The sequence below is a fragment of the Arthrobacter sp. PAMC25284 genome, assembly GCF_019443425.1.
GTDB lineage: Bacteria > Actinomycetota > Actinomycetes > Actinomycetales > Micrococcaceae > Arthrobacter > Arthrobacter oryzae_A.
In genome coordinates, this window is the sequence record NZ_CP080382.1 from 1,157,788 (window position 1) to 1,183,383 (window position 25,596).

29 protein-coding genes are annotated in these 25,596 nt (G+C 66.3%); 8 read left to right on the top strand and 21 right to left on the bottom strand.

Translation table 11 applies throughout. From position 1 onward, the window contains the following. Window positions 1–2: 2 nt before the first annotated feature. On the bottom strand, window positions 3–395 hold the full coding sequence (locus tag KY499_RS05435) for a VOC family protein (RefSeq protein ID WP_219886401.1): 393 nt from the start codon (window positions 393–395) through the stop codon (window positions 3–5). A gap of 66 nt (window positions 396–461) precedes the next feature. On the opposite strand from KY499_RS05435, the gene KY499_RS18080 reads away from it, so the two are divergent. Continuing rightward, a complete protein-coding gene (locus tag KY499_RS18080; protein ID WP_258190978.1) occupies window positions 462–596 on the top strand; it encodes a hypothetical protein in 135 nt (44 codons plus the stop codon). A 6-nt stretch (window positions 597–602) separates the two neighbouring features. Here the strand turns inward: KY499_RS18080 and pheT are convergent, their stop codons facing one another. The 3 genes from pheT to KY499_RS05450 form a co-directional block, all read right to left on the bottom strand. Next, window positions 603–3,146, bottom strand: a complete 2,544-nt coding sequence (gene pheT, locus KY499_RS05440) for a phenylalanine--tRNA ligase subunit beta (RefSeq protein WP_219886403.1) — start codon at window positions 3,144–3,146, stop codon at window positions 603–605. 2 nt (window positions 3,147–3,148) lie between these two features. Further along, entirely contained in the window at window positions 3,149–4,210 is a 1,062-nt protein-coding gene (pheS, locus tag KY499_RS05445; protein WP_123255413.1) for a phenylalanine--tRNA ligase subunit alpha, read from the bottom strand. Window positions 4,211–4,493: 283 nt separating this feature from the next. After that, a complete protein-coding gene (locus KY499_RS05450) occupies window positions 4,494–5,585 on the bottom strand; it encodes a pyridoxal-phosphate-dependent aminotransferase family protein (RefSeq protein WP_375141135.1) in 1,092 nt (363 codons plus the stop codon). 180 nt (window positions 5,586–5,765) lie between these two features. Between KY499_RS05450 and KY499_RS05455 the strand changes: the two genes are divergently transcribed. The 3 genes from KY499_RS05455 to KY499_RS05465 all read left to right on the top strand — a co-directional run bounded on the left by KY499_RS05455 (window position 5,766) and on the right by KY499_RS05465 (window position 8,122). Then, a complete protein-coding gene (locus KY499_RS05455; protein WP_219886406.1) occupies window positions 5,766–6,233 on the top strand; it encodes a DUF4157 domain-containing protein in 468 nt (155 codons plus the stop codon). A 1-nt stretch (window position 6,234) separates the two neighbouring features. Beyond that, entirely contained in the window at window positions 6,235–6,870 is a 636-nt protein-coding gene (locus KY499_RS05460; RefSeq protein WP_219886408.1) for an SIMPL domain-containing protein, read from the top strand. 103 nt (window positions 6,871–6,973) lie between these two features. Continuing rightward, window positions 6,974–8,122, top strand: a complete 1,149-nt coding sequence (locus tag KY499_RS05465) for an Rv2578c family radical SAM protein (RefSeq protein ID WP_219886409.1) — start codon at window positions 6,974–6,976, stop codon at window positions 8,120–8,122. Between the two features lie 105 nt (window positions 8,123–8,227). Here KY499_RS05465 and KY499_RS05470 read toward each other — a convergent pair whose 3' ends face one another. The 5 genes from KY499_RS05470 to KY499_RS05490 all read right to left on the bottom strand — a co-directional run bounded on the left by KY499_RS05470 (window position 8,228) and on the right by KY499_RS05490 (window position 12,153). After that, the gene (locus tag KY499_RS05470; RefSeq protein WP_219886411.1) at window positions 8,228–9,601 is read right to left on the bottom strand and encodes an NAD(P)(+) transhydrogenase (Re/Si-specific) subunit beta; all 1,374 of its coding nucleotides are present in this window, start codon (window positions 9,599–9,601) and stop codon (window positions 8,228–8,230) included. After that, window positions 9,598–9,921, bottom strand: a complete 324-nt coding sequence (locus KY499_RS05475) for an NAD(P) transhydrogenase subunit alpha (RefSeq protein WP_219886412.1) — start codon at window positions 9,919–9,921, stop codon at window positions 9,598–9,600. The genes KY499_RS05470 and KY499_RS05475 overlap by 4 nt, the downstream gene beginning before the upstream one ends. Further along, window positions 9,921–11,078 carry a Re/Si-specific NAD(P)(+) transhydrogenase subunit alpha gene (locus KY499_RS05480; RefSeq protein ID WP_219886413.1) on the bottom strand — a complete coding sequence of 386 codons (1,158 nt, stop codon included), beginning with the start codon at window positions 11,076–11,078 and terminating at the stop codon, window positions 9,921–9,923. The genes KY499_RS05475 and KY499_RS05480 overlap by 1 nt, the downstream gene beginning before the upstream one ends. Window positions 11,079–11,186: 108 nt before the next feature. Beyond that, complete coding sequence (locus KY499_RS05485) at window positions 11,187–11,513, bottom strand: hypothetical protein (protein ID WP_123255406.1); 327 nt, start codon at window positions 11,511–11,513, stop codon at window positions 11,187–11,189. 178 nt (window positions 11,514–11,691) lie between these two features. Next, window positions 11,692–12,153 (bottom strand): (deoxy)nucleoside triphosphate pyrophosphohydrolase, encoded by a 462-nt coding sequence (locus tag KY499_RS05490; RefSeq protein WP_123255405.1) that lies wholly within the window; start codon window positions 12,151–12,153, stop codon window positions 11,692–11,694. Between the two features lie 173 nt (window positions 12,154–12,326). Between KY499_RS05490 and KY499_RS05495 the strand changes: the two genes are divergently transcribed. Both KY499_RS05495 and KY499_RS05500 read left to right on the top strand, forming a co-directional pair. Continuing rightward, window positions 12,327–13,550, top strand: coding sequence for an MFS transporter (locus KY499_RS05495; protein WP_219886415.1), 1,224 nt, complete (start codon window positions 12,327–12,329; stop codon window positions 13,548–13,550). A gap of 64 nt (window positions 13,551–13,614) precedes the next feature. Then, complete coding sequence (locus tag KY499_RS05500; RefSeq protein ID WP_219886416.1) at window positions 13,615–14,343, top strand: Pr6Pr family membrane protein; 729 nt, start codon at window positions 13,615–13,617, stop codon at window positions 14,341–14,343. A 57-nt stretch (window positions 14,344–14,400) separates the two neighbouring features. Here KY499_RS05500 and KY499_RS05505 read toward each other — a convergent pair whose 3' ends face one another. Continuing rightward, window positions 14,401–15,330, bottom strand: a complete 930-nt coding sequence (locus tag KY499_RS05505; protein ID WP_219886417.1) for a cation diffusion facilitator family transporter — start codon at window positions 15,328–15,330, stop codon at window positions 14,401–14,403. 241 nt (window positions 15,331–15,571) lie between these two features. Between KY499_RS05505 and KY499_RS05510 the strand changes: the two genes are divergently transcribed. Further along, complete coding sequence (locus KY499_RS05510; RefSeq protein WP_123255401.1) at window positions 15,572–15,838, top strand: GlsB/YeaQ/YmgE family stress response membrane protein; 267 nt, start codon at window positions 15,572–15,574, stop codon at window positions 15,836–15,838. Window positions 15,839–15,958: 120 nt separating this feature from the next. Here KY499_RS05510 and KY499_RS05515 read toward each other — a convergent pair whose 3' ends face one another. From KY499_RS05515 to infC, 4 genes are all read right to left on the bottom strand, one after another. Beyond that, window positions 15,959–16,870, bottom strand: a complete 912-nt coding sequence (locus tag KY499_RS05515) for an RNA methyltransferase (RefSeq protein WP_219886419.1) — start codon at window positions 16,868–16,870, stop codon at window positions 15,959–15,961. Between the two features lie 62 nt (window positions 16,871–16,932). Then, entirely contained in the window at window positions 16,933–17,319 is a 387-nt protein-coding gene (gene rplT, locus KY499_RS05520) for a 50S ribosomal protein L20 (RefSeq protein ID WP_123255399.1), read from the bottom strand. Window positions 17,320–17,436: 117 nt separating this feature from the next. Then, window positions 17,437–17,631 carry a 50S ribosomal protein L35 gene (rpmI, locus tag KY499_RS05525; RefSeq protein WP_009358635.1) on the bottom strand — a complete coding sequence of 65 codons (195 nt, stop codon included), beginning with the start codon at window positions 17,629–17,631 and terminating at the stop codon, window positions 17,437–17,439. A 115-nt stretch (window positions 17,632–17,746) separates the two neighbouring features. After that, window positions 17,747–18,802, bottom strand: a complete 1,056-nt coding sequence (infC, locus tag KY499_RS05530; protein ID WP_258190979.1) for a translation initiation factor IF-3 — start codon at window positions 18,800–18,802, stop codon at window positions 17,747–17,749. Window positions 18,803–19,205: 403 nt separating this feature from the next. Between infC and KY499_RS05535 the strand changes: the two genes are divergently transcribed. Then, window positions 19,206–19,592, top strand: a complete 387-nt coding sequence (locus KY499_RS05535) for a DUF1844 domain-containing protein (protein ID WP_123255434.1) — start codon at window positions 19,206–19,208, stop codon at window positions 19,590–19,592. A 107-nt stretch (window positions 19,593–19,699) separates the two neighbouring features. On the opposite strand, the gene KY499_RS05540 is transcribed toward KY499_RS05535, so the two are convergent. From KY499_RS05540 to KY499_RS05570, 7 genes are all read right to left on the bottom strand, one after another. Continuing rightward, window positions 19,700–21,007 (bottom strand): MFS transporter, encoded by a 1,308-nt coding sequence (locus tag KY499_RS05540; RefSeq protein ID WP_219886420.1) that lies wholly within the window; start codon window positions 21,005–21,007, stop codon window positions 19,700–19,702. A 61-nt stretch (window positions 21,008–21,068) separates the two neighbouring features. After that, window positions 21,069–21,971 (bottom strand): SseB family protein, encoded by a 903-nt coding sequence (locus KY499_RS05545; RefSeq protein ID WP_258190980.1) that lies wholly within the window; start codon window positions 21,969–21,971, stop codon window positions 21,069–21,071. Window positions 21,972–21,983: 12 nt separating this feature from the next. Next, window positions 21,984–22,730 carry a bifunctional 1-(5-phosphoribosyl)-5-((5-phosphoribosylamino)methylideneamino)imidazole-4-carboxamide isomerase/phosphoribosylanthranilate isomerase PriA gene (gene priA, locus KY499_RS05550; protein WP_123256238.1) on the bottom strand — a complete coding sequence of 249 codons (747 nt, stop codon included), beginning with the start codon at window positions 22,728–22,730 and terminating at the stop codon, window positions 21,984–21,986. A gap of 73 nt (window positions 22,731–22,803) precedes the next feature. Further along, window positions 22,804–22,962, bottom strand: coding sequence for a hypothetical protein (locus KY499_RS05555; protein WP_183164575.1), 159 nt, complete (start codon window positions 22,960–22,962; stop codon window positions 22,804–22,806). Continuing rightward, window positions 22,963–23,769, bottom strand: coding sequence for an imidazole glycerol phosphate synthase subunit HisH (gene hisH, locus KY499_RS05560; protein ID WP_123256237.1), 807 nt, complete (start codon window positions 23,767–23,769; stop codon window positions 22,963–22,965). Beyond that, window positions 23,766–24,392, bottom strand: coding sequence for an imidazoleglycerol-phosphate dehydratase HisB (hisB, locus tag KY499_RS05565; RefSeq protein WP_123256236.1), 627 nt, complete (start codon window positions 24,390–24,392; stop codon window positions 23,766–23,768). The genes hisH and hisB overlap by 4 nt, the downstream gene beginning before the upstream one ends. A 75-nt stretch (window positions 24,393–24,467) precedes the next feature. Beyond that, on the bottom strand, window positions 24,468–25,586 hold the full coding sequence (locus KY499_RS05570) for a histidinol-phosphate transaminase (RefSeq protein WP_219886422.1): 1,119 nt from the start codon (window positions 25,584–25,586) through the stop codon (window positions 24,468–24,470). Window positions 25,587–25,596 lie beyond the last annotated feature (10 nt).

Consider the following 25,596-nt stretch of genomic DNA (forward strand, 5'->3'; position numbering starts at 1 on the left):
GCCTACTTGGGCAGGAAGAACTCCAGCGCAATGCCGTCCGGGTCCTTGAAGCTCAGCGCGTGTCCGTAGGACGCCTCCACAATCCCGCTGTGCGCCACTCCGATCCCGTCGAGGTGCGCGGCCCACTCGGCCAGTTCCGTACCGCTGGCCACCGCGAATCCAACGTGGTCCAGCCCGGGGTTCTGTTCATTGAAGCGTGTGTCACCGGGCGCCTCCCGGTGCTCGGTGAGGCCCAGAGACATCCCACCGCCGAGATCGAACTTGTGGCGGACGAACGGCCCATCGTTCATGGTCCCGGTGGGTCGCGCGTCCCACAGCCGGGAGTAGAAGGCGACGCTGGCTTCAGCGTTGCTGACGGTGAGGGCGAGATGGTCTATCGCGGGCAAAGCGGGCATGACTGCTCCAGTGTGAGGGCGCCGGGCGCTGCCGGGCTGTGGGGTTCTTTGGTTATGCCCCACTGTATGCGGGCGGATTCCTGCTCCGCGGTCACAATCGGCGCCGGACGCCATACTCTGCTGCGCGACGTCGGGTCCCGGGACGCAGAAATCCCCGCAGCGCTGACGCTGCGGGGATTTCTGCTCATCTCAGGCGGCTGAGCGCGGTCAGCGCTGGACTGCCCCGAACCGCTCGTGGGCAACCGCCACGGCGCTCTCCCGGGCCGCGGATGCCTCGTCGGCCGTCAGCGTGCGGTCATCGGCACGGAAACGCAGGCTGAATGCCAGCGACTTTTTGCCGTCCTCGATGCCTTTGCCTTCGTAGACGTCGAACAGGGCGACATCCTCGAGCAGTTCACCGGCCCCCTCCCGCAGCGCCGACAGGACTTCGTCCGAGGGAATCTCCCGGGGCACCACGAGGGCGACGTCCTGGCTGGCCACCGGGAAGGTGGAGATGTGCCGGGCGACGATCACATCGGCCGCGGCCTCGAAGAGGGCATCCGCGTTCAGTTCGAACGCAACCGAGCGGGCAGGCATGTCCTGTGCCGCGAGCAGCTTCGGATGCAGTTCACCGGCGTAGCCCACCACCTCGCCGGAGCGCAGCGTCAGCTGCGCGGCCCGGCCCGGGTGGAACGCCTGGTGCTGGCCCTGGTTGACGAGGATTTCGACGCCAAGGACGTCACCGGCGAGCCGGGCGAAGTCCAGTGCGTCAGCCCAGTCCCAGGCCCTCGGCGCATGCGCCGGGGCGGCCGGTGAATCATGGCCGGTCAGGACCGCAGCGAGGTGCAGCGGCTGGTTCGGAACGCCGTCGTACAGTCCGTCCAGCACCTCTGCATCAGGCTTGACGCCGAGCGGCGGAATGGTGGCCGTCCCGAGCGTTTCGCCCGGGAGGAAGACGAGTCCGGCTTCGAACAGGGCCAGGTCGCGGAAGCCTCGCGAGTGGTTGCGCTTGGCCACCTCGATCAGGCCCGGCAGGACGGAGGTCCGCAGGAAGCCGTGTTCCTCGCTGATCGGGTTGGCAAGCTTGAGGGCTTTCCGTTCGGCGCCTTCGGTGGCCACCCCGAAGATGTCGTTGGCGGCCTTGGTAGCGAACGGGTAGGCCAGGACCTCGGTCAGGCCGGCATCCGCCATTGCCTGGATCAGGCGGCGGCGCTGCTGCTGGATGCGGCTCAGGCCGCGGCCCGGGGGCGCCACCGGCAGGGTCGCGGGGATCTTGTCGTAGCCGACCAGCCGGGCGATTTCCTCGGAGAGGTCTTCCTTGGTTTCCAGGTCGTGGCGCCAGCTCGGGGCCGTGACTAGATAACCGGCGTCGTTCTTTTCGACGTCGGCGCCCAGGTCCTCGAGCGAGGTGACGATCTGCTCCTCGGTGAAGTCGATCCCGATCCGTTCCGCGGCGAACCCGGCCGGAAGGTCGATGGTCACGGCCGCCGGTGCGGTCCCGACGTCGGTCCCCTCGGCAGCGGCGGTACCGCCGGCCAGCTCGACTAGCAGGTCGACGGCGCGCTGCGCGGCAATCCCGGCAACGTGCCAGTCCACTCCCCTCTCGAAGCGCTTGGAGGCCTCGGACGGCAGCTTGTGGCGGCGTCGGGAGCGGGCAATCGAGACTTCCTCGAAGTGCGCGGCCTCGATCAGGACCGTCGACGTCGCATCGCTGACTTCGGTGGAGGCGCCGCCCATCACACCGGCGACGCCGATCGGGCCGGACGCGTCCGTGATCAGGAGGTCTTCGGCGTCGAGCGCGCGGTCTTTGCCGTCCAGGGTGCGCAGCTTCTCGCCGGCAACGGCACGCCGGACGACGATGTCGCCGGAGAGCTTGTCCTGGTCGTAGAAGTGCAGCGGCTGCCCGAGCTCCAGCATGACGTAGTTGGAGATGTCCACGGGCAGCGAGATCGACCGGATGCCGGCGAGCCGCAGGCGGGAGGACATCCACGGCGGGGTGGGCCGGGCGGCATCCACGCCATGCACGGTGCGGGCCACGAACCGGTCGCATCCGGGCTTGCCGTAGATCGGTGCGTCGTCGTTGATTTTGACGCCGTAACCGCCGGAGAGCGCGGCGGGCGCCTGGACCTTGGAGGCCGGATCGGTGAACGTCGTGCCGGTCGCGTGGGCATATTCACGGGCGACGCCGCGGATCGAGAAGCAGTAGCTGCGGTCCGGGGTCACGTTAATTTCCGCGGCCTGGTCGTAGAGACCGAGCAGTTCCATGGCATCGGTGCCGAGTTCCGGGTCGAGGCCGATCCGGGAGAGCACGAGGATGCCGTCGTGGTCCTCGCCGATGCCCAGTTCACGGACGGAGGCGATCATGCCGGCGGACAGGTGACCGTAAGTCTTGCGCGCGGAAATGCGGAAGTCGCCGGGCAGCACGGCACCGGGAAGGGTGACTACCACTTTGTCGCCTTCAACGAAGTTGTGGGCGCCGCAAATGATGCCCTGCACACCGGAGGGGTCGATACCGTCGCCGGTGAGGCTCTGGGTCTGGCTTTCGGGGACAACCCGGACCTGGCACCAGTTGATGGTCTTGCCGTTGGATTGGGGTTCCTTCACGATGCTCAGCACCTGGCCGACCACGATCGGGCCTTGAATGGAGTCCGTGGGGCGGTGGACTTCTTCTTCTTCGAGGCCGACCTTAACCAGTTCGGCCATGACGTCTTCGGCCGATGCTCCGGCCGGTACCTGAGCTGATTCACGCAGCCAGGAAAGGGGGATACGCATTCTTAGATCTCCATCCCGAAGTGCTCGCTGAAACGTACATCGCCTTCGATCATGTCCCGCATGTCGCCGACTTCGTTGCGGAACATCAGCGTGCGCTCGATGCCCATGCCGAAGGCAAAACCTGAATAGACGTCCGGATCGATGCCGGCGGCGCGGAGAACGTTGGGGTTGATCATGCCGCAGCCACCCCACTCGATCCAGCGCGGGCCGCCCTTCGCGCCCGGGTGCCAGATATCCAGCTCGGCGGACGGCTCGGTGAACGGGAAGTAGTTCGGGCGCAGGCGGATCTGGGCGTCGTCGCCGAACATCTGCCGGGCGAAGTGCTCCAGGGTGCCGCGGAGGTCGGCCATGGACAGGTGCTTGTCGATGGCCAGGCCCTCGAACTGGTGGAACACCGGGGTGTGCGTGGCGTCGAGCTCGTCGGTGCGGAACACCTTGCCGGGGCACAACACGTAGATGGGCAGTTCACGCTCCAGCATGGAGCGGACCTGCACCGGGGAGGTGTGGGTGCGCATCAGCAGGTGCGCTTCGGGCGGCTCCACAAAGAACGTGTCCTGCATGTCGCGGGCGGGGTGGTCCGGCTTGAAGTTCAGTGCGTCGAAGTTGAACCACTCGGACTCGACCTCGGGCCCTTCGGCGATTTCCCAGCCCATGCCGACGAAGATGTCCGCGACCCGGTCCTGCAGGGTGGACAGCGGGTGGCGCGCGCCGGCTTTGCGGCGGCGGGGACCTGCTGTGACATCCACGGTCTCTTCGAGGAGGATCCGGGCGTCGTTCTCGGCTTCAAGCTCGGCGGTGCGGTCGGCGAGCGCCTTGTTGACGCGTCCGCGGGAGGAGCCCATGAGTTTTCCGGCGGCGGCCTTCTGGTCCTTCGGCAACCCGCCGATCTCACGGTTGGCGAGGCTCAGCGCGGACTTTTCGCCGGTATGCGCAAGACGCACAGCCTTGAGTTCTTCGAGCGTGGCAGCGTCGGCAATGGCGACGACGGCCTGGTCTACGGCGGCGGTGATGGCGGCTTCATCCAGAGGATTCGGGATGGCAGCGCCCGGCAAAGTGTCAGTCATCTACTGTTCTTAGCTCCGAGTCGGGTCACGCCAACAGCACCGGCACAGCACGGGGCATGCGATCGGGCAGTTGACATAGGGCTGGGCCCGCCGAAATCCCTCCGGCGGACGCTCCCATCCAGTCTAGTAGAAGGCGTACCCCTGCCCGAACGTGACGGCTGCCTGTTTCAGGCGCCCAGTAGGCGGCGTTCGTGGGCAAGGACAATCAGTTGACTGAGCACACCAGGCATCCCCGCTGGTTGCGCGATGGGTGCGGGAGCGTGCAAAAGATGGGGAACCGCATTCAGGCCTTCGCTATGGCCTCTTCAAGCGCCCCGAGCACCAGGGTTACGGTTGACTTGTCCGCATTTGGGCCCATCGTGCCGATCCGCCAGAGTGTTGACGCGAACTTTCCCACCCCGGCCCCGATCTCAATACTGAAGTTTTCCAAAAGGTAACGGCGGACGGCAGCCGAATCAACGCCGTCGGGCACGTTGACAGTGGTGAGGCTCGGCAACCGGTGCCCTTCCGCGGCGAAGAGCGTCAGCCCCAGCTCCTGCAGCCCGGCCTGCAGTGCCGCACCGGTAGCCCGGTGGCGCGCCCAAACGGTCTCGAGACCCTCGTTCAGGATCCGGTCCAGGCCGGCCTCGAGCCCCGCAATCATGGTGACCGGAGCGGTGTGGTGATATGTCCTGCCGCTGCCGCTCGCCGCCCCTGCGTATCCGCCGAGCAGGCCGATGTCCAGGTACCACGAGCGTGGATCTTTGACCCGCCGCTCGAACGCACGATCGGAAACGGTGAACGGGGACAGCCCGGGCGGCACACCCAGGCACTTTTGTGTTCCGGCATAGCCGACGTCGATCCCCCAGTCGTCGGCGAGCAGCTCCAGCCCGCCGATGGACGTCACGGCGTCGACAATGAACAGGGCGTCGCCCTTCATCCGCCCCAACGGGGCAACATCGGACAGCACGCCCGTGGAGGTCTCGGCGTGCACCGCCGCGATCACCTTCGGGTGCGGGTGGGCTTCCAGGACACGTTCGACGTCGACCGGCTGGCCCCACGGGTGATCCACCCTCACCACCTCTGCACCGCAGCGGCGGGCCACTTCACACATGCGATCACCGAAGAGCCCGTTGACCGCGATCACGGCAACGTCACCCTCCTCCACCGTGTTCACGAACGCCGCCTCCATTCCCCCGGACCCGGTGGCGCTCAGCGGCAGGGTCCTTGCGTTGGCTGTCCCCCACACCTTCCGGAGGCCTTCGCAGGTGTTGTCCAGCCGCTCGAGGAACACCGGATCCAGGTGCCCGATCACAGGGTGCGCCAACGCCGCGGTCACTTCCGGATAGCAGTTGCCCGGCCCGGGGCCGAAGAGGTGACGGGACGTCAGGTTCATGGCCATGCATCTCCTTCAACGCGTTGAGGTCATTCTCCCCTGCGGCGTGCCCGCAAGCCATCGGTTCGCCGGACAAAGAGTCCGAGTCCGGCCCGGGCGCTGCCGGCGCCCGCGGGCCCCAAACGGGGCCGAGGCGGAGCGTGCCGATGCCGCTTCAGGCTCACCCGCTAGCATGGCCTCATGACGCCCGGGGAACAACTGCGGCAGATCGCCAACGCCGTGAATGGATCAACCCTGCTGGGGTTGCTGCTGGCCGGTGCCGCCCGTACCTCTGTGAGCGCCGGGCCGGCCGGGCTGCTGGTCGCGTGCGACTACCGGTGGCGGCTCCCCGTGGCCCGGGCGTTTACCGTGGGCAATGTGGTGCTGTTCCGTGCCGGCCGGGCAGAGGCCCTGGCTGATCGGGTGCTGCTGGGCCACGAAGCCCGGCACTGCACGCAATATGCCTGGTGCCTCGGCGTACCCTTCCTGCCGTTGTTTTTCGTGGCCGCCGCCTGGTCACTGTGGCGGACCGGCAACCCGGGGACCGGCAACGTCTTTGAACGGCACGCCGGCCTGCGGGCGGGCGGATACCCGGAGCCGGGCATACGACCCAGTGATCCGGATCCCCGCCCCGAGGACCCGTTTGCCCCCGACCACTACGAGGTGTGACATGACTGAGAACCCCCGGACCATCTCCGTCAGCGGCTCCGGCAGCGCCGAAGCCGCGCCGGATCTGCTGACCCTCACTTTTGGCGTCGAGTCCCGGCGCGACAATGTGGCGGCCGCGTACGGCGACGCCGGTAAGGCCGCCACGGCTGTCACCGCCGCGCTCCGGGACCGCGGCGTCGCGGACCGGGACATCACCACTTCCGGCCTCAATGTCCGCGCCGAAGTCACCTGGCAGGAGGGGCAGGGCCAGACCGTCTCCGGCTATCTCGCCTCCAGCACCCTCTGCGTCCGGATCCGTGCGCTGGCGGCGTCCTCGGACATCATTGCGGCGGCCGTTGCAGCCGGCGGCGACGACGTCCGGCTCCAGGGGCTGGTACTGGGTTTCGCAGACTCTTCCTCCGTCGAGGCCCGCGCCCGCGAGGCTGCCTGGAACGACGCCCTCAACACGGCACAGCATTACGCCGCCCTGGCCGGGACCAGCCTGGGAAAAGTCATCTCCGTGACCCAGCAGTCCGGTGTCCAGCCGCCCGTCCCGATGGCGGCCATGCAGCGGGCCGCCGCCACGGAGTCGCTCAGCGTCGAGGCCGGGCAGTCCAGCATGAGCGCCGCGATTGGCGTGGTCTGGGAACTCGCCTGATCCGCCGAGTAATATGCTGCGGGTGGCAGTCGGGCGCCCATCGTTCCCGCCCGCAGCGTGCGACGGCCTTGACTTATCATCGAACATATCTTCGAATAGAGGCATGAGATGGGACGCACAGGCACTGACCGAATCCGGCGGTGCTGCCGGGGACAATGAATCGCCGGCAGTCCCGTCCGCAGCCGCCTTAATCCCGCTGGCCGGACTGGTGCGGTCCGTTACGACGCCCGAGTTTGCCGGGATCACCTTCCATGAGGTCACCGCCAAATCGGTGCTCAACAAGGTGGTCGCCGGTTCACACATGCCGTTTGAATGGACCATCAACCCCTACCGCGGCTGCAGCCACGCCTGCGTGTACTGCTTCGCCCGCAAGAGCCACACATATCTGGACTTCGACGCCGGGCTGGATTTTGACAGCCAGGTGGTCGTCAAAATCAACGCCGCCGAGGTCCTGGCCAGGGAACTGGCGAAGCCGTCCTGGACGCGGCAGCACGTGGCCCTCGGCACCAACACCGACCCCTATCAGCGGGCCGAGGGCCGGTACGGGCTCATGCCCGGCATCATTAGAGCCCTGGCTGATTCCGGCACTCCCCTGTCCATCCTGACCAAGGGCACCCTGCTGGCCCGGGATATCCCGTTACTAAAAAGTGCCGCCGCCCAGGTTCCCGTCGGTGTGGGCATTTCGCTGGCCATGACCAACGAGGAACTCTCCGAAGCCGTGGAACCGGGTACCCCCGGCCCGCGGGCTCGCCTGAAACTGGTCACCCGGCTGCGCGAAGCCGGCCTCCCGTGTGGGGTCATGGCCATGCCCATCCTGCCGTGGCTCTCAGACAGCGACGACGCCCTCGACTCACTCTTCGGTTCCCTTGCAGCGGCCGGCGCTACCGGGGTCACCGCGGGCGCGCTGTATCTGAAGCCCGGCACCCGCGAGTGGTTTATGCAATGGATTGCCCGGCACCATCCGCAGTTGGTTGGCAAGTACCGGTGCCTCTACGGCAGCGGCTCCTACGCGTCAAAGGAATACCGAACCTGGCTCGCCGGACGCGTCCGTTACTTTAAGTCCAAGCACGGTTTTGCGGACACGTCAGGTTTCAGCCACCGGGACCCCAATGACTGCCTCACCGACGATCCGAGGAAGGAGGAAGCACAATATCCGGCCGGCAGCATCCCGGCGCCAGGCGGCGGTCGCAGCGGCGGCACCACGATATCAGGCGGCAGTGCCGCCGCAGCTGACCAGCCGGTGCTCTTCTGACCAGACCGGTGGGACCGGGTTCTGACCGAACCGGTGAGACCGAGGGGACCGCTTTGACCGGGCATTCCCCCGCCGTGCGCTGGCTGCCAGTTGTGGCGTGCCGGATCACAGTGCTTTGACGGCGCCCAGCACCTTCGAGAGTGAGTCTTTGGCATCACCGAAGAGGAGTGTGGTTTTCGGGTCATGCAGGAGCTCGTTCTCGATTCCGGCGAACCCCGGGCGCATCGAACGCTTCAGGAACACCACTTGTTGGGCCTGCACCACGTCCAGGATCGGCATCCCGTAAATCGGGGACCCCGGCGAAGTCTTGGCCGCCGGGTTAACGACATCGTTGGCGCCAACCACCAGCACGATGTCTGTGTTCGCAAATTCCGGGTTGACTTCGGCAAGTTCCCGAAGCGCCTCGTACGGCACGCTGGCCTCCGCCAGCAGCACGTTCATGTGGCCCGGCATCCGACCGGCCACCGGATGGATCGCGAACACCACGTCAATCCCCCGGGCCCCCAGGACCGTCGCCAGCTCAGCCACCGTGTGCTGGCCCTGTGCCACGGCCAGGCCATACCCGGGAACAATAACGACACGTTGCGCGTAGCCGAGCTGAACGGCGATGTCCTCCGGCGAGGCGGACCGTACCGGCCGCTCGCTCAGGGTGGTGGATCCCGCCGTCGAGCCGCCACGGAATGCTTCGAACATAATGCCCGCAACCCCGCGGCCCATAGCCGAGGCCATGACCTTCGTCAGGATGGTTCCGCTCGCACCCACCAGCGTGCCGGCGACGAGCAGCAATACGTTGCCGAGCACCACCCCGGAGGCTGCAACGGCGAGGCCGGTAAAGGCATTGAGCAAGGAAATGACGATGGGCACGTCGGCCCCGCCCACCGGGAGGACCAGCAGCAACCCGGCCGCGAGCCCCATCACGAGCAGGGCGAGCGCCCAGCCGACGGAGCCGGTCAGGATAATCACTGCGCAGGATGTGACGGCGCCGAGCACCACGGCAGCCATGGCCAAGGGCATGCCCGGAAACAGCAGCGGCCGGGTGCTGATCAGCTCCTGCAGTTTCGCGACAGTTACTGCGGAACCGGCGAAGGACACGGCGCCGACCAGCATGGTGAACACCACGGCCAGCCGGACCCACGGGTCCGCGTTGTGGCTGAGTTCCAGAATGGCCACGAGCGAGGCCGCCCCGCCGCCGACGCCGTTGAAGAGCGCGACCAATTGCGGCATCTGGGTCATTTGCACGCGCCGGGCCACCGGAACGGCCGCGGCACAACCGGCGACGATGGCTGCCACGATCAGCACCACGTTCTCCAGCCGGACGGACAGGAACACCGTCAGAACGGCGACGGCAGCGCCCGCGGCGCCGATCGCATTGCCGCGGCGGGCCGTCTTCGGCGAGCTGAGTCCCTTGAGAGCAAGGATGAAGCAGACGGCTGCGGCGAGGTAGAGCAGGCCGGTTAATTCGGGGGCGAGGAGGTTCATGGCTGCTCCCCCTTGGCCGCGTCCCCGGCGGGCGGTCTCGCCGGTTTCCGTCCGCCGAACATCTCCAGCATCCGGTCGGTGACCACAAACCCGCCCACCAGGTTTGCCGTGGCCAGGACCACCGCCAGCAGTGCGATGGCCAGTAACCATGGATCGCCGGCTTGCCCGGCCACGATGATGGCCCCGACCAGAATGATGCCGTGGATGGCATTGGCGCCGGACATCAGGGGCGTGTGCAGCTTGCTCGTGACTTTCGAGACGACCTCAAAACCGACGAAAACGGCCAGGACCACCACGGTCAGCAGCGTGCTGGGCTCCATCAGGCTTCTCCCTCCATGACCTCGGCGGCCAGCGCTGCCGCCGTCGCGGGGTGCCGCACGGTCCCGTCGCAGGTCAGGCAGGCTCCGGAAATCACTTCGTCATCGAAGTCCGGTGTGGCGCGGCCGTCAGCGGTCATCAGGGCAAGCAGGTTGCTGACGTTCCGGGCGTACAGGCGGGACGCGTCGGAGGGCATCGCGGACGCCGCATCCTTCATCCCCACGAGTGTGACGAACCCGCCCACGACCGGCAGTTGGACGTCCTGGCCGGCAATGATCCCTTCGACGTTGCCGCCTGATTCGGCAGCAAGGTCGACGACGACGGATCCGGCCCGCATTCCAGCCACCATGTCTGTGGTGACCAGCAGCGGTGCGGCCCGGCCCGGGATGGCCGCGGTGGTGATCAGGACGTCCGTTGCGGCGACATGGGGGGCAAGCAGCCCGCGCTGGCGCTGGGCCCTGTCCTCGCCGAGTTCCCGGGCGTACCCGCCCGGTCCTTCCGCGGCGGCGTCGAGGTCCAGGTTGATGAAGGTACCTCCCATCGAAGCGACCTCATCCGCGGAGGCCGCACGGATGTCGTTGGCGGAGACCCGCGCGCCCAGCCGCTTCGCAGTGCCGATCGCCTGCAGCCCGGCCACGCCCGCTCCTAGGACCAGTACCCGGGCCGGCGGAATTGTCCCTGCGGCGGTCATGTACAGCGGGAAGAACCGCGGATAGCGCACAGCGGCTTCCAGCACCGCGCGGTAGCCGGAGACCAGGGACTGAGAACTGAGCGCGTCCATGGACTGCGCGCGGGAGATGCGCGGAATAAGCTCCATAGCGAAGGAGGTGACTCCGGCTTCGGCCAGGGCGCGGACCGTTGGCAGTTCGGAACCGGGAGACGCGAAGCCAATAGTGATGGTGCCTGGCCGGAGCGAGGCGGCGGCGTCTGGAGTGAACGGGCGGACGTGCAGGAGGACATCAACGGATTCGAGTACGAGCTCCGCAGTGATCGCGGCGCCGGCTTCCTTGAAGGCCTCGTCCGGGTATCCTGCCTGGGCCCCGGCACCCCGTTCCACGAAGATCTCCAGGCCGAGGGCGGCCAGCTCGTGCACCGTTTCCGGCGTGGCTGCAACCCGGCGTTCGCCGTCACACTGTTCCCGTCCGACACCGACCCGCACTGGCCACTCCTCTCGACTGGCTTCAGAGTAGACACACGCCGCCGGATTTGGCGAGGGCCAGCCCTGCCAGGGAAAGCGTCGGGACCGGCCGCCGCGACAGGCCCGGGCTCAGCCCGGAGACATGTTGACGGTTTCGAGAATCTCGATGTCGCCGATTTGCAGGTGCGGGTGGTCGGCGAAGAGAGCCGCGGCGGCATCGGCGTCCGCGGCCTCAACGAACGAATAGCCGGTCACTTTGGCGCCGGGGGCCTGAACTCCAGCAGAGCCGACGTGGCGGGCGTTGTGTACGGGTGCACCGAAGTCCAGCAGCGCGGAGCCCGTTTTTTCTCCCCAGGCCATCCATTCCTGCATTTCGGTCGCGCCGCCGTCGGATGACTGCTGCATTTGCTCTTCGAGACTGGCGTCGGATGTGTACAGGACAAGGAATTTGCTCATGACTGATCCTTTCGATGTGCCGGGCCGCCTGGCGCACAGCTCCTTGCGGAGCCGCCAGCGCGGGCCTTAGCGGCGGGTCCGGCCCGGTGCTGCGACGCTACGCCGATCGGGCACACGGGCGCAAGGGCACCTCTGACACCGCGAGTGTCAACCAATCAGCGCGCCGGCACCGCGAGTGTCACCGAATCAGGGCGCCGGTTCCTCCGTGTTCACGCGCCGGCACGGCTGCCAGCAGTGCCTCGACGATGGGAAGGTCCGCCGGGATCCACGGCAGGTCCAGCACTTCATGCCGGTTCCCGAGATCGACCCAGCGCAACTCGTCGTGGTCTTGCAGCGGGCAAGGCTCACCGCCGACGAGTTCAGCAAACCAGACGCGCATCGCCGCACGCTCATTCAGTGGCCAGCCGTCCGCCGACTCGCTTTCCAGCTCGGCCCCCAGCCTCACCCGGACGCCGAGTTCCTCCAGAAGTTCGCGGTGCAGTGCCTGCTCGGCCGACTCTCCCACTTCGATTTTTCCGCCCGGGAATTCCCACATCCCGGCAAATTGCGGCGGGGCCGTCCGCCGGGCCGCCAGGAGGCGGGAAGGCGTGGCCAGCGAGTCCAGTACGGCGCCGCCTACGACGCGAATCAGTTCAGTCACGTCCCCAGTTTAGGGCCGTCATGCCGGCCGCGGTCTGGTAGTGGAGAATGGGTAGTAGCCGCCGCCCTGACTATCAGCGGAATACCAAGCGCGCTCCCTGAGTTCTATAAATCGTACTTATCATGCCTAAGCCTCCCGGGACCTGCCGGGAAAACCCCGGAAAAGCAGATTTAATGACAACCACCACGCATGCCCTGGCGACCTCCCGGTCCGGGACCCGCCATCTCGCCCTCGCCATACTTGCCCTCGCCATGGGCGGATTCGGCATCGGCACCGTGGAGTTCACCATGATGGGACTGCTCAAGGAGGTCGAGCAGGGTCTCAATATTGGTACCCCCGAGGCCGGTCACCTGATTTCGGCATACGCCCTCGGCGTCGTTATCGGCGCACCGGTCCTCGCCGCCGTGGGCGCCCGGCTCCCGCGCAAGTACCTGGCCCTGGGTCTTATGCTCTTTTTCAGCATCGCGAACTTTGCCTCCTTCATGGCCCCGGACTACGGCACCATGCTGGTCTCAAGGTTCGCCGCCGGGCTGCCGCACGGTGCATTCTTCGGTGTCGCCGCTGTCATCGCCGCCTCCCTCGTGGCTCCGACGAAACGTGGCTGGGCCATCTCAATGGTTATGGCCGGCCTGACCGTATCCAACGTCGTCGGTGTCCCCTTTGCCACGTGGCTGGGACAGAACTACGGCTGGCGGCTGCTGTTCCTGCTGGTCGGCGTCATCGGCGTGGTCACGCTCGCTATGCTCTGGAAGTTTGTTCCGTTCCAGAAACCGCATGCCGATGCCAGCTTCCGGCGTGAGCTGGGGGCCCTCAAACGCCTGCAGGTTTGGCTCGCCATCCTGATCGGGATCGTGGGCTTCGGCGGTTTCTTCGCCACGTACACCTACATTGCGTACACCATGACCGACGTCGCCGGGATTCCCGCAGTCTGGCTGCCGCTGGTGGTCGCGCTCTACGGCGTGGGCATGGTGGTCGGAAACATCGTTGGCGGCCGGATCGCCGACAAATCCGTGATGGGCACGATTTACTGGATTCTCCCCGGCATCGCCGTGGCCCTAGTGGTTTACGCCGTTGCCGTGCACTGGCCGTGGTCCGCCTATGTCATGGTGTTTGTGGTCGGCGCCGCGGGCGCCATGCTTGTTCCGGCGCTGCAGACCCGGCTGCTGGACGCGTCGCCGGACGCGCCGTCGCTGGCCTCCTCACTGAACCATGCCGCCCTGAACGTCGCCAACGCGCTCGGCGCCTTCCTTGGCGGCCTCGTGATTGCGTGGGGCTGGGGCTACGTGGCCCCTGCCCTCGTGGGCGCCGTCCTGGCACTGTTGGGGCTCGGCGTCGCCCTGATCAGCGGGGCCGTGGAACGCAAGCGGCCGCTGGCAGCCCAGGGCCCGGCAGCCTAGGGCCCCGGGCGGCGTGCTTGGCTGCCGGGCTGGGCACAGTCCGCGCCTCTGCCAGACTGGGCACATGAGCGACGTATCGACGCTGTTCCCTTCGATTGGGCGCAACCCCGACCGCAACAAGTCCCTGCACCCGGACCGCACCTGGATCCGGGTCCTCCGGTTCGGGGTCGGGGCCTTCGTGCTCGCAGCCCTGATCCAGAAGACGTTCGACGCGACGCTTCCCGGCAGCGACGTGGACATCGGCCAGCTGTATTCGCAATTCACGGTCCAGTCGAACCTCGCCCTGGGGCTCGTGCTCGTTACCTCCGCCCTCTTGCGGCGGAGGCAACTCCCGCAGTGGTGGGATCACCTGTTCGGTGCGGTCGTCGTCTATCTGGTGATGACGGGTACCATCTACGCAGTCCTGGTGGCGCCGCCGGGCGAACCGTGGTGGAGCTGGGACCTGTACTGGCCCCAGCTCGCACACCACCGACTGGCGCCGGTCTTCGTCGCGCTGGATTGGCTCCTCGTGACGAGGACGGTGCGCGGCACCTGGCGGCGGCCCCTGGCGTGGCTTGGCTATCCTGCCGCATTCCTGGTCTTCTCATGGGTGCGCGGCGCGCTGGACGGCTGGTACGTCTATGACTTCCTGGACCCCACGCTCGCCGGCGGCTGGCCGGCCGCACTGACGACGACGGCGCAGGTGCTCGCCGCGTCCCTCGTCATGGCACTGCTGGTGCACCTTACCGGCAACGGGCGCGCCGCTCTGGCAGCGGGGCGCCCGCAGGGTGAGCACCGGAGCACGCCGGACTAAAGAAACGAGCGAACGGAACGGGCGGACCGGCACCGGACCATGGATCAGTGCCGCGGATCAGGGGGTGCTGGTGTTATTGACCCGCTGAACATCCGGTTCGAGGTAAATCACGCGGGCGATCGGCACGGCGTCGCGGATCCGCTTCTCGGCGTCGTCGATCCCCCGGGCGATATCCTGGCCCGAGTCAGACTTGTCGATGCTGATCTTTGCTGCCACGAGCAGTTCCTCGGGCCCCAAGTGCAGGGTCTTGAGGTGGATGATGGAGCAACCGCCGTCTTCGAGAGCCGCACGAATTTTGGCGACGTCGTCCTTATTGGCTGACTCACCCAGCAGCAGCGACTTGGTCTCAACCGCGAGTACTGCGGCAATCGCAACCAGCAGCAGGCCGATCATGGCGGTACCCAGGGCATCCCAGATCCCGTCACCGGTGATCAATGTGAGGCTCACGCCGAAGAGTGCGAAGACGAGTCCTACGAGCGCCCCGAAGTCCTCGAGCAGGATGACCGGCAGTTCCGGCTGTTTAGCGGTGCGGATAAATTTGACCCAGCCCTGCTTCCCGCGAACGTGGTTGGATTCGATGATGGCCGTCCGCAAGGAGAAGCCCTCAGCGATGATGGCGCCGACGAGGACGGCGATTGGAACCCACCAGAAGCCACCCTCAATGGGGTGCGGGTCTTGGAGCTTGCCCCAGGCCTCATAGAGGGCGAACAGGCCGCCGACACTGAACAGGACAATCGAGACGATAAAGGCGTAGATATAGCGTTCACGTCCGTAGCCGAAGGGATGTTCCGGACTGGCCGCCTTTTTGGCACGCTTGCCGCCGACCAGCAGCAGGATCTGGTTACTTGAGTCCGCAACCGAGTGGATGGCTTCGGCCAACATCGAGGAGGACAGCGTCAGGGCATAGGCCACGAACTTCAGGACAGCGATGGTCAGGTTGGCGGTCAACGCCGCAACAATCGCCTTGGTACCGCCATTAGCAGCCACGGGTGCTTCTCCTTGCGGGTTCTTTTTCTGGGTTCGTTAGACAGGCCACGGTTACGAACGTTCCGACAGCGGCCGCAAGGAATACCGTACCTGCTACTTGCTCCCCGCCGCACCGCAGTTACCCCGCAGCGATGTCCGTAACGATTCGGACAGCACGACTGACAGGGAAACCTGCGCGTGTTAGCTTGAACGCATCTGCGGGATACACCATCTGGATGCAGACTCATATGTAGGAGGAGACATGGGCTTTCTTGGCTGGATCATTCTCGGACTCATAGTAGGTGCAATCGTTAAGGCCATCATGCCCGGCAAAGTCGGCGGCGGCTGGGTAACCAGTCTTGTCCTCGGCGTTGTCGGCGCCATCGTCGGCGGCTGGATCGGCGACCTGCTGTTCGGCGGCGGCAAGATGGAATTCTGGAACCTCGGTTCTTGGGTCCTCGCCATCGTTGGCGGCCTGGTTGTCGCCGGCGCCTATGGCGCCATCAAGGGACGCAACAAGACGACGTGATGACCCCGGCCGCTGCACACCGGCGAGTGGCCGGACGGCAGTAACGGAACGACGGCGGGGCCCACCAAAAGGTGGGCCCCGCCGTCGTTCCTGTGTAGCCTTGACCGCCGCGTTTGCCCGCTAGCCCTGAATTACCGGGGACGTCTGCTGCGCCCTGGCGCTGGCGTACAGGCAAACCGTGGCAGCGGTGCCCAGGTTGAGGCTCTCCGCCTGACCGTACACCGGCACTGCCACCCGGTGGTCCGCCACCGCAAGCTCGTCCTCGGAGAGCCCCTGGGCTTCGTTGCCGAACAGCCAGGCCGTGGAGCTTTCCAGCGCATAATCCGAGGCATCAACGGATCCGGAGAGCCTGCGCCCGGCGCTTTGGTCCTGCAGCGCGTCCAGCTTCAACTCGCCATAGCCGTCGGCGGCAAGAATTCCGATTCCGCGTTCCTTGCAGCGGGCTGCAATTACCGCAACGTCGACGCCGAGAACGATCGGCAGGTGGAAGAGCGATCCCGCCGTCGATCGGACTGACTTGGGATTGTAGATGTCCACGCTGGAACCGGTGAGGATGACGGCGTCGGCGCCGGCGGCGTCAGCCGCACGCAGTACCGTCCCGGCGTTGCCGGGGTCGCGGACCTGGCACAGTACGGCGACCAGCCGGGGACCGGCGTCGAGGATCTCGTCGAGGCCAACGTCCAGGAAGCCGCAGACGGCCACGATGCCCTGCGGAGTGACAGTGTCCCCGATGGCGGCCAGCACTTCATCTGTCGCGAGGAAGGCATTAGTGCCTTCGGCCAGCTTCTCCAGCTCGGGGTGGCGGTCCAGGCAGGCTTCGCTGGCGTAAACCTCGTAGACGACACCGGGCTCCCCCGCTGCAACTCGCCTTTGGTGCAGGATCAGGGCTTCCCGTACGGCCTGAGGACCTTCAGCGAGGAACTCCCGCCGCTTTAAACGGGCCGGGCGCCCGGCAAGTTGTGCCACCTTCCTGACCCGATCTGCTCGAGGGTTGGAAAGTAGAATATCTTGCGGGCGCCCGGTTTCGTTCATATAAGAACCTTAGTTGCTCTAGCGGCAGGTTCGTGAACTACCCAGTCGGGTGACTGCTCAGCCTAGGCCTTGGCGGCCGGAGCGGAAGTATCAGCCGGCAGGGAATCCTTGGCGATCTGGACCAGCGCGGCGAAAGCGTTGGCGTCAGAGACAGCCAGCTCAGCCAGCATACGGCGGTCAACCTCGACCTCAGCGGCCTTGAGGCCCTGGATCAGACGGTTGTAGGTGAGGCCGTTTGCGCGGGAGGCAGCGTTGATACGCTGGATCCACAGGCGGCGGAAGTCACCCTTCTTCTTCTTGCGGTCACCGTAGCTGTACACGAATGAGTGCAGCAGCTGCTCTTTGGCCTTGCGGTACAGACGTGAACGCTGTCCACGGTAGCCCTTTGCGCGTTCAAGGATAACCCGGCGCTTCTTGTGGGCGTTGACCGCCCTCTTCACACGTGCCACGTGCGTACTCCTTCAAAAATCTGATCCCAAGCGTCTACTGCCGGAAGTCCGGCTGGCCTGAGAAGCCTTGTGGTAGATGACCGGTGCCAGGTGGCAACCAGTCAGAAAACTTGGAACTTAGATGCCGAGCATCTTCCGGATAACTTTGGCGTCGCCCTTGAAGACGATCTTGTCACCGGCGAGGCGGCGGGTCAGCCTGGAGGACTTGTGCTCCAGGTAGTGACGGCGGTTGGCCTGCTGGCGGCGCAGCTTGCCGCTGCCGGTCAGCTTGAAGCGCTTCTTAGCACCGCTGTGGGTCTTCATCTTCGGCATGGGGACCGATCTCCTTACGTATCCGCAGACAGGGTCTGCAGTCTTTCGTGCAGCCGCCCCTGCGGGCGGCATGCTGGTTTCTTGCTGCCGGACATTGCTGTCCGGCAGCCGTGAACTAGTTGGACTTCTTGCTGGCCGGCTTCGGAGCGGCCGGCCGTGCTGCAGGCTTCGGTGCCGCGGGACGCGGGATGGGCTTCGGCGCGGCGACCGGCTTCGGCGCTGCCACCGGAGCGGCCTGCTTCGGTTCGGGCGCTGCCACTGGAGCGGCCTGCTTCGGTTCGGGCGCCTTGACCGGTACGGTCTTGGCAGCCGCGGGAGCCTTGGCAACCGCGGGAGCCTTGGCAACCGGCGGCTTCACTGCTGCCTTCGGGGCAACCTGCTTCGGAGCTTCCTGAACGGGAGCTGCTTCGGCGACTGTTTCCTCGACCTTGGTCTCCGCGACCGGGGTCTGAGCGGTTTCAGCCGCTTCGACGCTGGTCTCTTCGACGGCGGGAGCCTCGGCAACTGCGGCCTCGGCTTCCGGAGCCTCGGCAACGGGAGCCTCTGTCCGGGTGACGAAACCTTCCGGAAGGAGGTCCGAGAGCGACTGCGTCAGCGGGGCACTGCCACTGGAAACGTCGACCCTGCCCGACGCCTTGGCTTCATTCTCCGCCTTGGCGTCGGCACGCTGCGTGGCGCGGCGCGCTTCGGCCTTAGCTTCGGCCTTGTTCTTCAGGGGACCCACCACCATGACCATGTTGCGGCCATCGATCCGCGGGCTGGACTCCACGATGCCAACTTCGGCGACGTCGTCGGCGAAGCGCTGCAGCAGGCGGATGCCCATCTCCGGACGTTGCTGCTCACGGCCACGGAACTGGATCATGGCCTTGACCTTGTCTCCGGCGCCGAGGAAGCGGAGCGCGTGGCCGCGCTTGGTCTCGTAGTCGTGAGTGTCAATCTTCAGGCGGAAGCGGATTTCCTTCAGGACCGTGTTTGTCTGGTTCTTCCGGGCTTCGCGTGCCTTGACTGCGGCTTCGTACTTGTACTTGCCAAAGTCCATCAGCTTGCACACCGGAGGCTTGGCCTGCGGCGCAACTTCAACGAGATCAAGATCGGACTCGGCAGCCAAACGCAGGGCATCCTCAATGCGGACGATTCCTACCTGTTCGCCGGCAGGACCGACCAGCCGCACCTCGGGGACGCGGATACGCTCATTGATTCTTGGCTCGCTAATGTTAAGGCTCCTGTGTTCGTGAGGGATTCTCCACCGGCAAAAAGAGAAGGCCCCCAATTGCCGGAGCAATCGAAGGCCTCGAAGATCGGTAATGCCTGCCTCAGGGAGGCGGCATGCATTACTGCGGCTGATGCCCCAGGAAATGCCCGACCAGATACCCGGCAACCTTATTCGTCCCGGAGGATGATTCGCGGCTGACGCGGGTGGGAGAGAACTCCGCTTGCAAACTGATGTCCCAATCCTACAGAAGAAATCCTGCCCGGCGCACGTGCCAACAAGCGCTGTGCACTTGGACGCCGGCACCGGAGGGTTTCCGCAGTAAAATAACGACATTCAGTCGGTCTGTGACAAGCTTACCAGCATGAGCACTCCAGACAGCAACTCCCACGTTTTTGAGTCCGCAGCCGTCCCGGCTGACGTCTCACAGCAGATCCGCGACATCTCCGAGGTCCCCGCGATCGAGGTCATTACCACCGCCGCCGTGCACCTGATGAGCGCCGCCGCCGTGAAGCTTGGCCTTGCAGCCGAGGACAACGCAGAGGAACTCAAAGACCTGGATGAAGCGCGCAAGCTCATCACCTCCCTGGCCGGACTGGTCACCGCAGCGGCGCCGGAGATCGGCTCCCAGCACGCCGGACCGTTGCGCGACGGCCTGCGCTCCCTCCAGCTGGCTTTCCGCGAGGAATCCATCATTCCCGACGCGCCGGGCAAGGGCCCTGGCGAGAAATACACCGGTCCGGTCAACTAGGCACCGACTGACGCAATCCAACGACGCCGGCGGGCGGACCGAAAGGGTCCGCCCGCCGGCGTCGGCGTAAACCCGGGCGTTTAACCCGGGCGCTTAAGTTGCGGCCACTAACCAGCGGCGGCGGCGATGCGCCTCCTGCGCAGCCGCTGCAGCACCAGCGCGACGAGGCACAGGACGACGCCGGCGACGCCCACGGCCACGAACCCCGTAGATGGCCCAACGCCGTCGATGAACACTCCGGCCAGTGGCGCGCCCAGTGCGACACCGGCGGTCAGGGCCGAGCCGTACCAGCCCATCGCTTCGCCGCGGCGGCTCTCGTCAACGAGTTCCGCCACCTTTTCCGAGGCGGAGGACAGGACGGGCGCGCACAGCAGCCCGGGCAGGAGCGAGAGCAGGCTCAACGTCCACGTGTCTGTAGCAAACGCCATCGGAATCGTCAGCGCAGCCATGCCCATCAGCAGCAGGATGGGCGAGACCGTCCGGTGCATGGCGCCGTAGACGATGCCGCCCAGCACCGAAGCCGCACACCAGAAGAAGAATACGATGCCGATTTCGGCCTGGTCTCCCCCGGTCTCGAGGGCTGCGACGATTCCCACGTCCGTGCCGCTGAGGACCATGCCGGCGCCGGCAGCTGCCGCGAACACCGCGGCCACGCCGGCCGTGAACCAACTGAAGTTGTGAATGACCTTGTGCCGGAGTCCCAGGCGGCGCCCGGTCGATGCCGCGAGCGGGACGAGTTCTGCGGCGGCTTCCTGCACCTGCGCCGGAGCCGAGGCGACCACAGAGACTTCCGCACTGTCCTGCTGGTCCGTCTCGAACCGGGCATCGGGCGCCGCGCTGCGGGTCGGCGGATTGAACCACATGAGGAAAAGCCCGGACAGCGAGACGGAGATGCCGACCAGCGTCAGGCCGAGCACGGAATGACCGGAGGTCGCGACGACGGCGCCGGCGGCGGGACCGACCATAAAGACCAGTTCGGTGGAAATCGCATCGAGGGCAAAGGCTGTGCGGCGCTGTTCTCCGGAAGCCATAACACCCAGGGACTGCCGGACCACACTGAAAATGGGAAGGCTCAGCAGTCCGCCGATGAAAACGAGCGGCAGCAGCAGCTCGTAGGACATGTGCGGCACGATCGACCAGATGACGGCTTCCGCAATGACGGAGGGGATCAGCGCTTTACGCAGCCCCACCGTGTCCACACGCCGGCCCCGCCATGGTGCACCGACGGCAATACCGATGGTCATGACTGCCGCCGCCGCTCCGGCGGCGGCGTAACCCTGACCGAGGACCAGGACAATGTGCAGAGTCAGCATGACCCCGGCTGCGGCGTGCGGAATGCGCGCGACCATGCCAATCAACAGGAGCCGGCGGATCGGCCGCACTGCCAGCAGCTCCCGGTACAGCGTGAAGTTCACAGGCTACGTCCTTCGGGTAATGCCTCCGGCAGGACCGGGGATTGCCCGCAACCGCTGTCGGCTATGGTTCTGCGCGTTGCAGTTTGACTTCGATTGAGTCAATCCGCTCAGCAAATAATTCGTTCCGGGCCCAGATGTCGTTGAGTCCTGCCATGACCACCTGCACACCGGCGGCGTCGAGGCCGTCTTCCAGGTACAGCAGTACCCGTAGTTCGGGGCCGGACCCGCCCCCGGAGAGCCGCAGTCCGCCGGCCGCGGTCGAGGTAACTCCACCGCCTGGATGAATTTCAACACGCCGGACCTCCGGAAAGCCAGTCACGGATTCCCCGAGCGCGCCCGCCAGTTCCGGATCATCATACGACGGCACCCACGGGTGCTGCCTGGCCAGGGCCCAGACTGCCGGCCTGCGCACCACAAAGGTGATGTCCGAGCCCGGATCCAGCACCAGCAACTCCGCGCTTTCGGCGACGGCGGACAGTGCGGCGCGGGCCGCGTAGACAGCAACGGGCCGGGCCTCGGGATGCCAGGCCTGAAGCGCAGCCGTGGAGGTGAACACCGGCATGGCCGTCCGGCCGTCAGGCGCCTTGAGAGTCACGAGGGCCATGTCGGCTTGTTTGTCCGAGTGCAGCCCGGCGGCGCCTTCGGCTTCTTCGGCGAGCTGGGCGATGATCGGCACAAACACCCGCGCGTTCGACAACGAGGCCACCACGGCGGCTTCGTTGCCGGTCCCCGCCGCCAGGGCGGCCAGGGCCGCAAGATAGCCGACGTCGGCGCTGCCGTCGTCGTCCTCGAAGTTGTGGATGGCGGCATCCTCGCCGGCGAGGCTACGCCCGGCCCACGGCTGGCCGGCCGAGTCACGGGCGCCCCCCGCACCGGCCAGTGCCGCGGCAATATGTCCGGGCAAATGGCGGCTGGCGCCGTCCATGCCTGCGACCTCGGTGCTGCCAGCGGGCTGCTGCTCCATGGCTGTCGCTTCCTAGCGGCGGCCGGCGACGTCGAGGGCCTCGGGCAGCGTGAAGTTGCCGTTGTAGAGGGCCTTACCCACGATGGCACCTTCGACCCCGAGCGGCACGAGGGAGCGCAGGACCTTGAGGTCTTCGAGGCTGGAGATACCACCGGAGGCCACAACGGGCTTGCCGGTCTTCTCGACCATCTGCCGCAACAGCTCCACGTTGGGTCCTTGCAGCGTGCCGTCCTTGGTCACGTCGGTGACGACGTAACGCGCGCAGCCGGCGTCCTCGAGCCGTCCCAGCACTTCCCAGAGATCTCCGCCTTCTTTGGTCCAGCCGCGGCCTGCGAGCGTGGTGCCGCGGACGTCAAGGCCGACGGCGATCCGGTCACCGAAGCGGTCGATCACCCGGCTGGTCCACTCGGGGTTCTCCAGCGCCGCCGTGCCCAGATTAACGCGGGCGACACCGAGGTCCAGGGCCTTTTCGAGCGACTCATCATCGCGCAGGCCGCCGGAGAGTTCCACCTTGATATCCAACCGGCCCACCACTTCGCGCAGCAGCTCGGCGTTGGAACCGCGGCCGAAGGCCGCGTCGAGGTCGACCAGGTGGACCCACTCCGCTCCCTGTTCCTGCCAGTTGAGCGCCGCTTCCAGCGGCGTGCCGTAGCTCGTCTCACTGCCTGCTTCGCCCTGCACAAGGCGGACGGCCTGGCCGTTCACAACGTCGACGGCGGGCAGCAGCTCCAGCACGGGGAGCGGGGTTGCAATGGTCATCAGGAGGTTCCTCAGCTTCGGTAGTGCGACGAGTGATCGGGGGGTGTGGCGGATCTCTGGGCCGCAGGCGGCGTCAGGAGGTGGGCAGTGTGAGCAGGTACGCGGCCAGCAGCGACATGCCTGCCAGGACATAGAAGAGTATCTGAATCCAGAGCGGGCTCTTCTGTTGCCGGAAGGACAGAGCCCCGCCGATCAAAAGGCCGGCGAGGCCCATCAGCACTATGGACCACATCTAGGCGGGCTGTTCCGGGTTTGCAGCTGCCTCGGTGCCCGATTCGGCAGCCGTGGCGCCGGATTCGGCGGCCGTGTTCCCGGCGGGAGCCGCCGTGCGGGGCCGCAGGCTCTCCACCCAGTTGCGCAGCAGGCGCGCGCCGGCGTCGCCGGACTTTTCCGGATGGAACTGTGTGGCGCACAGCGGGCCGTTTTCCACGGCCGCGATGAACGGTGCTCCGTGCTCGGACCACGTGACCAGCGGTGCCGCCATGCGCGGCTGGATGACGTCAAAGTCCCATTGCTGCACCCCGTACGAGTGGACAAAGTAGAAGCGCTCGTTCTCCACGCCTGCGAACAGCGTGGAGCCTTCCGGTGCCGCCACCGTGTTCCAGCCCATGTGCGGCACGACGTCGGCCGGCAGCAACTCGACCTTGCCGGGCCACTCCCCCATGCCTTCCGCTTCGGTGCCGTGTTCGACGCCTGCCTCGAAGAGGACCTGGAGGCCCACGCAGATTCCCAGTACGGGCCGTCCGCCGGCGACGCGGCGTCCGATCATACGGACAGCGTCAACTGCCTTGAGTTCCCGCATCACGGTTTCGAAGGCACCGACGCCGGGAACCAGCAGACCGTCGGCGTTAAGGACGTCCTCGGGCCTGGAGCTAAGGATGACCTCGGCGCCTGCGCGTTCGAGTGCCCTGACGGCCGAGCGGACGTTACCGGAGCCGTAGTCGAGCACCGTAACGGTGGGCTTGCCCCCCGGGGACGCAGATTTCGAACCGGCCGCGGGGTCGATGATGGCACCGTCGCGGAGGATCGGGCCCGTCACAGGGCACCCTTGGTGGACGGGATTCCCTCGACGCGCGGATCCGGCTCGACAGCGGCGCGCAGCGCACGGGCGAAGGCCTTGAACTGGGCTTCCACGATGTGGTGCGGGTCCCGCCCGGCGGTGACGTTCATGTGCAGGCAGATTCCGGCGTGCAGGGTGATGGCTTCGAAGACGTGCCGGGTCAGGGAACCCGTGAAGTGGCCGCCGATCAAGTGGTATTCCTGGCCAGCAGGTTCTCCCGCGTGGACCAGGTAGGGACGTCCGGAGACGTCCACAACGGCGTGCGCGAGAGCCTCGTCCAGGGGAACGGTGGCCTCGCCGAAGCGGCGGATGCCGGCCTTGTTTCCGAGGGCGGTCTTCAGGACCTCGCCGAACGTGATGGCGACGTCCTCCACGGTGTGGTGGACGTCGATGTGGGTGTCGCCGGTGGCCTTGACGGTCATATCGATCAGTGAGTGCTTGCAGAGCGCGGTCAGCATGTGGTCGTAGAACGGAACCGAGGTGCTGATGTCCGAGATCCCCGTACCGTCAAGGTTGATCTCGACCAGGACGGAGGACTCGCTCGTGGAGCGTTCCATGCGTGCGGTCCGGGCCGCGACAGCGGTTGTTCCGGTGATACTCATGTCAATGTGTCCTTTGGCTTTGGCTGAAGGCGTGGTGCCGGGCAGTCGTACGGGGCCTCTTGCTCCGGGTTAAGTCTAGGCGGGCAGAGTGGCCTGGCTGGTCAGGATGTGTTCGAGCGCCGCAAGGAAGGCTGTGGTTTCCGTCTCAGTGCCGGCGGTCACCCGCAGGTGGCCTGGGATGCCGACGTCGCGGATCAGCACGCCGGCCTCCAGCAGTCCCTGCCAGACCTGATGGGGATTCTCGAGACCGCCGAAGAAGACGTAATTCGAGTCGGACGCTGCGGGTTTCAGGCCCATCCGCTGTAGCTCGGCGACAATCCGGTCCCGCTGGCGCTTGATGTCCTCGACGTCGGCCATCAAGGCCTCGCGGTGGCGCAGGGCGGCCAGGGCGGTCGCCTGCGTGACAGCGGAGAGGTGGTAGGGCAGCCGGACCAGGCGAAGGGCGTCAGTGACTTCGGGTGCGGCCGCCATGTAGCCCAGCCGTGCGCCGGCGAGAGCAAACGCCTTGCTCATCGTCCGCGACACGATCAGCCGCTCACGGCCGGGCAGGAGCGTCAGTGCGCTGGGCGTACCGTCGTGGGAAAATTCGTGGTAAGCCTCGTCAACGATCACGATGGTCTGGCTTGCCTCACCGGCTGCATACACCGCCTCGACCACATCGAGGCCAAGCCCTGTTCCGGTGGGATTGTTCGGGGAGCAGAGGAACACAACGCTCGGCTGCAGCTCACGGACCTGGCGTGCCGCCGAGTCGGCGCTAAGGCCGAAGTCATCTGCCCGTGCGCCGGCAATGTACGCCGTGTCCGTACCGGCGGCCAGCAACGGGTACATGGAGTACGTCGGAGGGAAGCCGAGCGCAGTCCGGCCCGGGCCACCGAAGGCCTGGAGGATCTGCTGGAGGACCTCGTTGGAGCCATTGGCGGCCCAGACGTTGTTGGCGTCCAGTCCGTGACCAAGATATTCGGCCAGCCCCTCGCGCAGTTCGGTGAACTCCCGGTCCGGATACCGGTTCAACCCCGTGGCCGCGGCGGAGACGGCTTCCGTGATGGCGGCACGGACGTCGGCCGGAACACCGTGCGTGTTTTCGTTCACGTTGAGCAGGATGGGGACGTCCAGCTGGGGCGCCCCATACGGGCGCAGACCACGCAGATTAGTCCGGAGGGGCAGTCGGTTGAGTCGCTCTAGCTGGTCAGTCACTGCACCAGTT

Bases quoted from the DNA above. Each gene is read 5' to 3' on its own strand.
- KY499_RS05435 (WP_219886401.1), bottom strand. From the start codon at position 395: ATGCCCGCTTTGCCCGCGATAGACCATCTCGCCCTCACCGTCAGCAAC.
- KY499_RS18080 (WP_258190978.1), top strand. From the start codon at position 462: ATGCGGGCGGATTCCTGCTCCGCGGTCACAATCGGCGCCGGACGCCAT.
- pheT (WP_219886403.1), bottom strand. From the start codon at position 3,146: ATGCGTATCCCCCTTTCCTGGCTGCGTGAATCAGCTCAGGTACCGGCC.
- pheS (WP_123255413.1), bottom strand. From the start codon at position 4,210: ATGACTGACACTTTGCCGGGCGCTGCCATCCCGAATCCTCTGGATGAA.
- KY499_RS05450 (WP_375141135.1), bottom strand. From the start codon at position 5,585: ATGAACCTGACGTCCCGTCACCTCTTCGGCCCCGGGCCGGGCAACTGC.
- KY499_RS05455 (WP_219886406.1), top strand. From the start codon at position 5,766: ATGACGCCCGGGGAACAACTGCGGCAGATCGCCAACGCCGTGAATGGA.
- KY499_RS05460 (WP_219886408.1), top strand. From the start codon at position 6,235: ATGACTGAGAACCCCCGGACCATCTCCGTCAGCGGCTCCGGCAGCGCC.
- KY499_RS05465 (WP_219886409.1), top strand. From the start codon at position 6,974: ATGAGATGGGACGCACAGGCACTGACCGAATCCGGCGGTGCTGCCGGG.
- KY499_RS05470 (WP_219886411.1), bottom strand. From the start codon at position 9,601: ATGAACCTCCTCGCCCCCGAATTAACCGGCCTGCTCTACCTCGCCGCA.
- KY499_RS05475 (WP_219886412.1), bottom strand. From the start codon at position 9,921: ATGGAGCCCAGCACGCTGCTGACCGTGGTGGTCCTGGCCGTTTTCGTC.
- KY499_RS05485 (WP_123255406.1), bottom strand. From the start codon at position 11,513: ATGAGCAAATTCCTTGTCCTGTACACATCCGACGCCAGTCTCGAAGAG.
- KY499_RS05495 (WP_219886415.1), top strand. From the start codon at position 12,327: ATGACAACCACCACGCATGCCCTGGCGACCTCCCGGTCCGGGACCCGC.
- KY499_RS05500 (WP_219886416.1), top strand. From the start codon at position 13,615: ATGAGCGACGTATCGACGCTGTTCCCTTCGATTGGGCGCAACCCCGAC.
- KY499_RS05510 (WP_123255401.1), top strand. From the start codon at position 15,572: ATGGGCTTTCTTGGCTGGATCATTCTCGGACTCATAGTAGGTGCAATC.
- KY499_RS05515 (WP_219886419.1), bottom strand. From the start codon at position 16,870: ATGAACGAAACCGGGCGCCCGCAAGATATTCTACTTTCCAACCCTCGA.
- rpmI (WP_009358635.1), bottom strand. From the start codon at position 17,631: ATGCCGAAGATGAAGACCCACAGCGGTGCTAAGAAGCGCTTCAAGCTG.
- KY499_RS05535 (WP_123255434.1), top strand. From the start codon at position 19,206: ATGAGCACTCCAGACAGCAACTCCCACGTTTTTGAGTCCGCAGCCGTC.
- KY499_RS05545 (WP_258190980.1), bottom strand. From the start codon at position 21,971: ATGGAGCAGCAGCCCGCTGGCAGCACCGAGGTCGCAGGCATGGACGGC.
- priA (WP_123256238.1), bottom strand. From the start codon at position 22,730: ATGACCATTGCAACCCCGCTCCCCGTGCTGGAGCTGCTGCCCGCCGTC.
- KY499_RS05555 (WP_183164575.1), bottom strand. From the start codon at position 22,962: ATGTGGTCCATAGTGCTGATGGGCCTCGCCGGCCTTTTGATCGGCGGG.
- hisB (WP_123256236.1), bottom strand. From the start codon at position 24,392: ATGAGTATCACCGGAACAACCGCTGTCGCGGCCCGGACCGCACGCATG.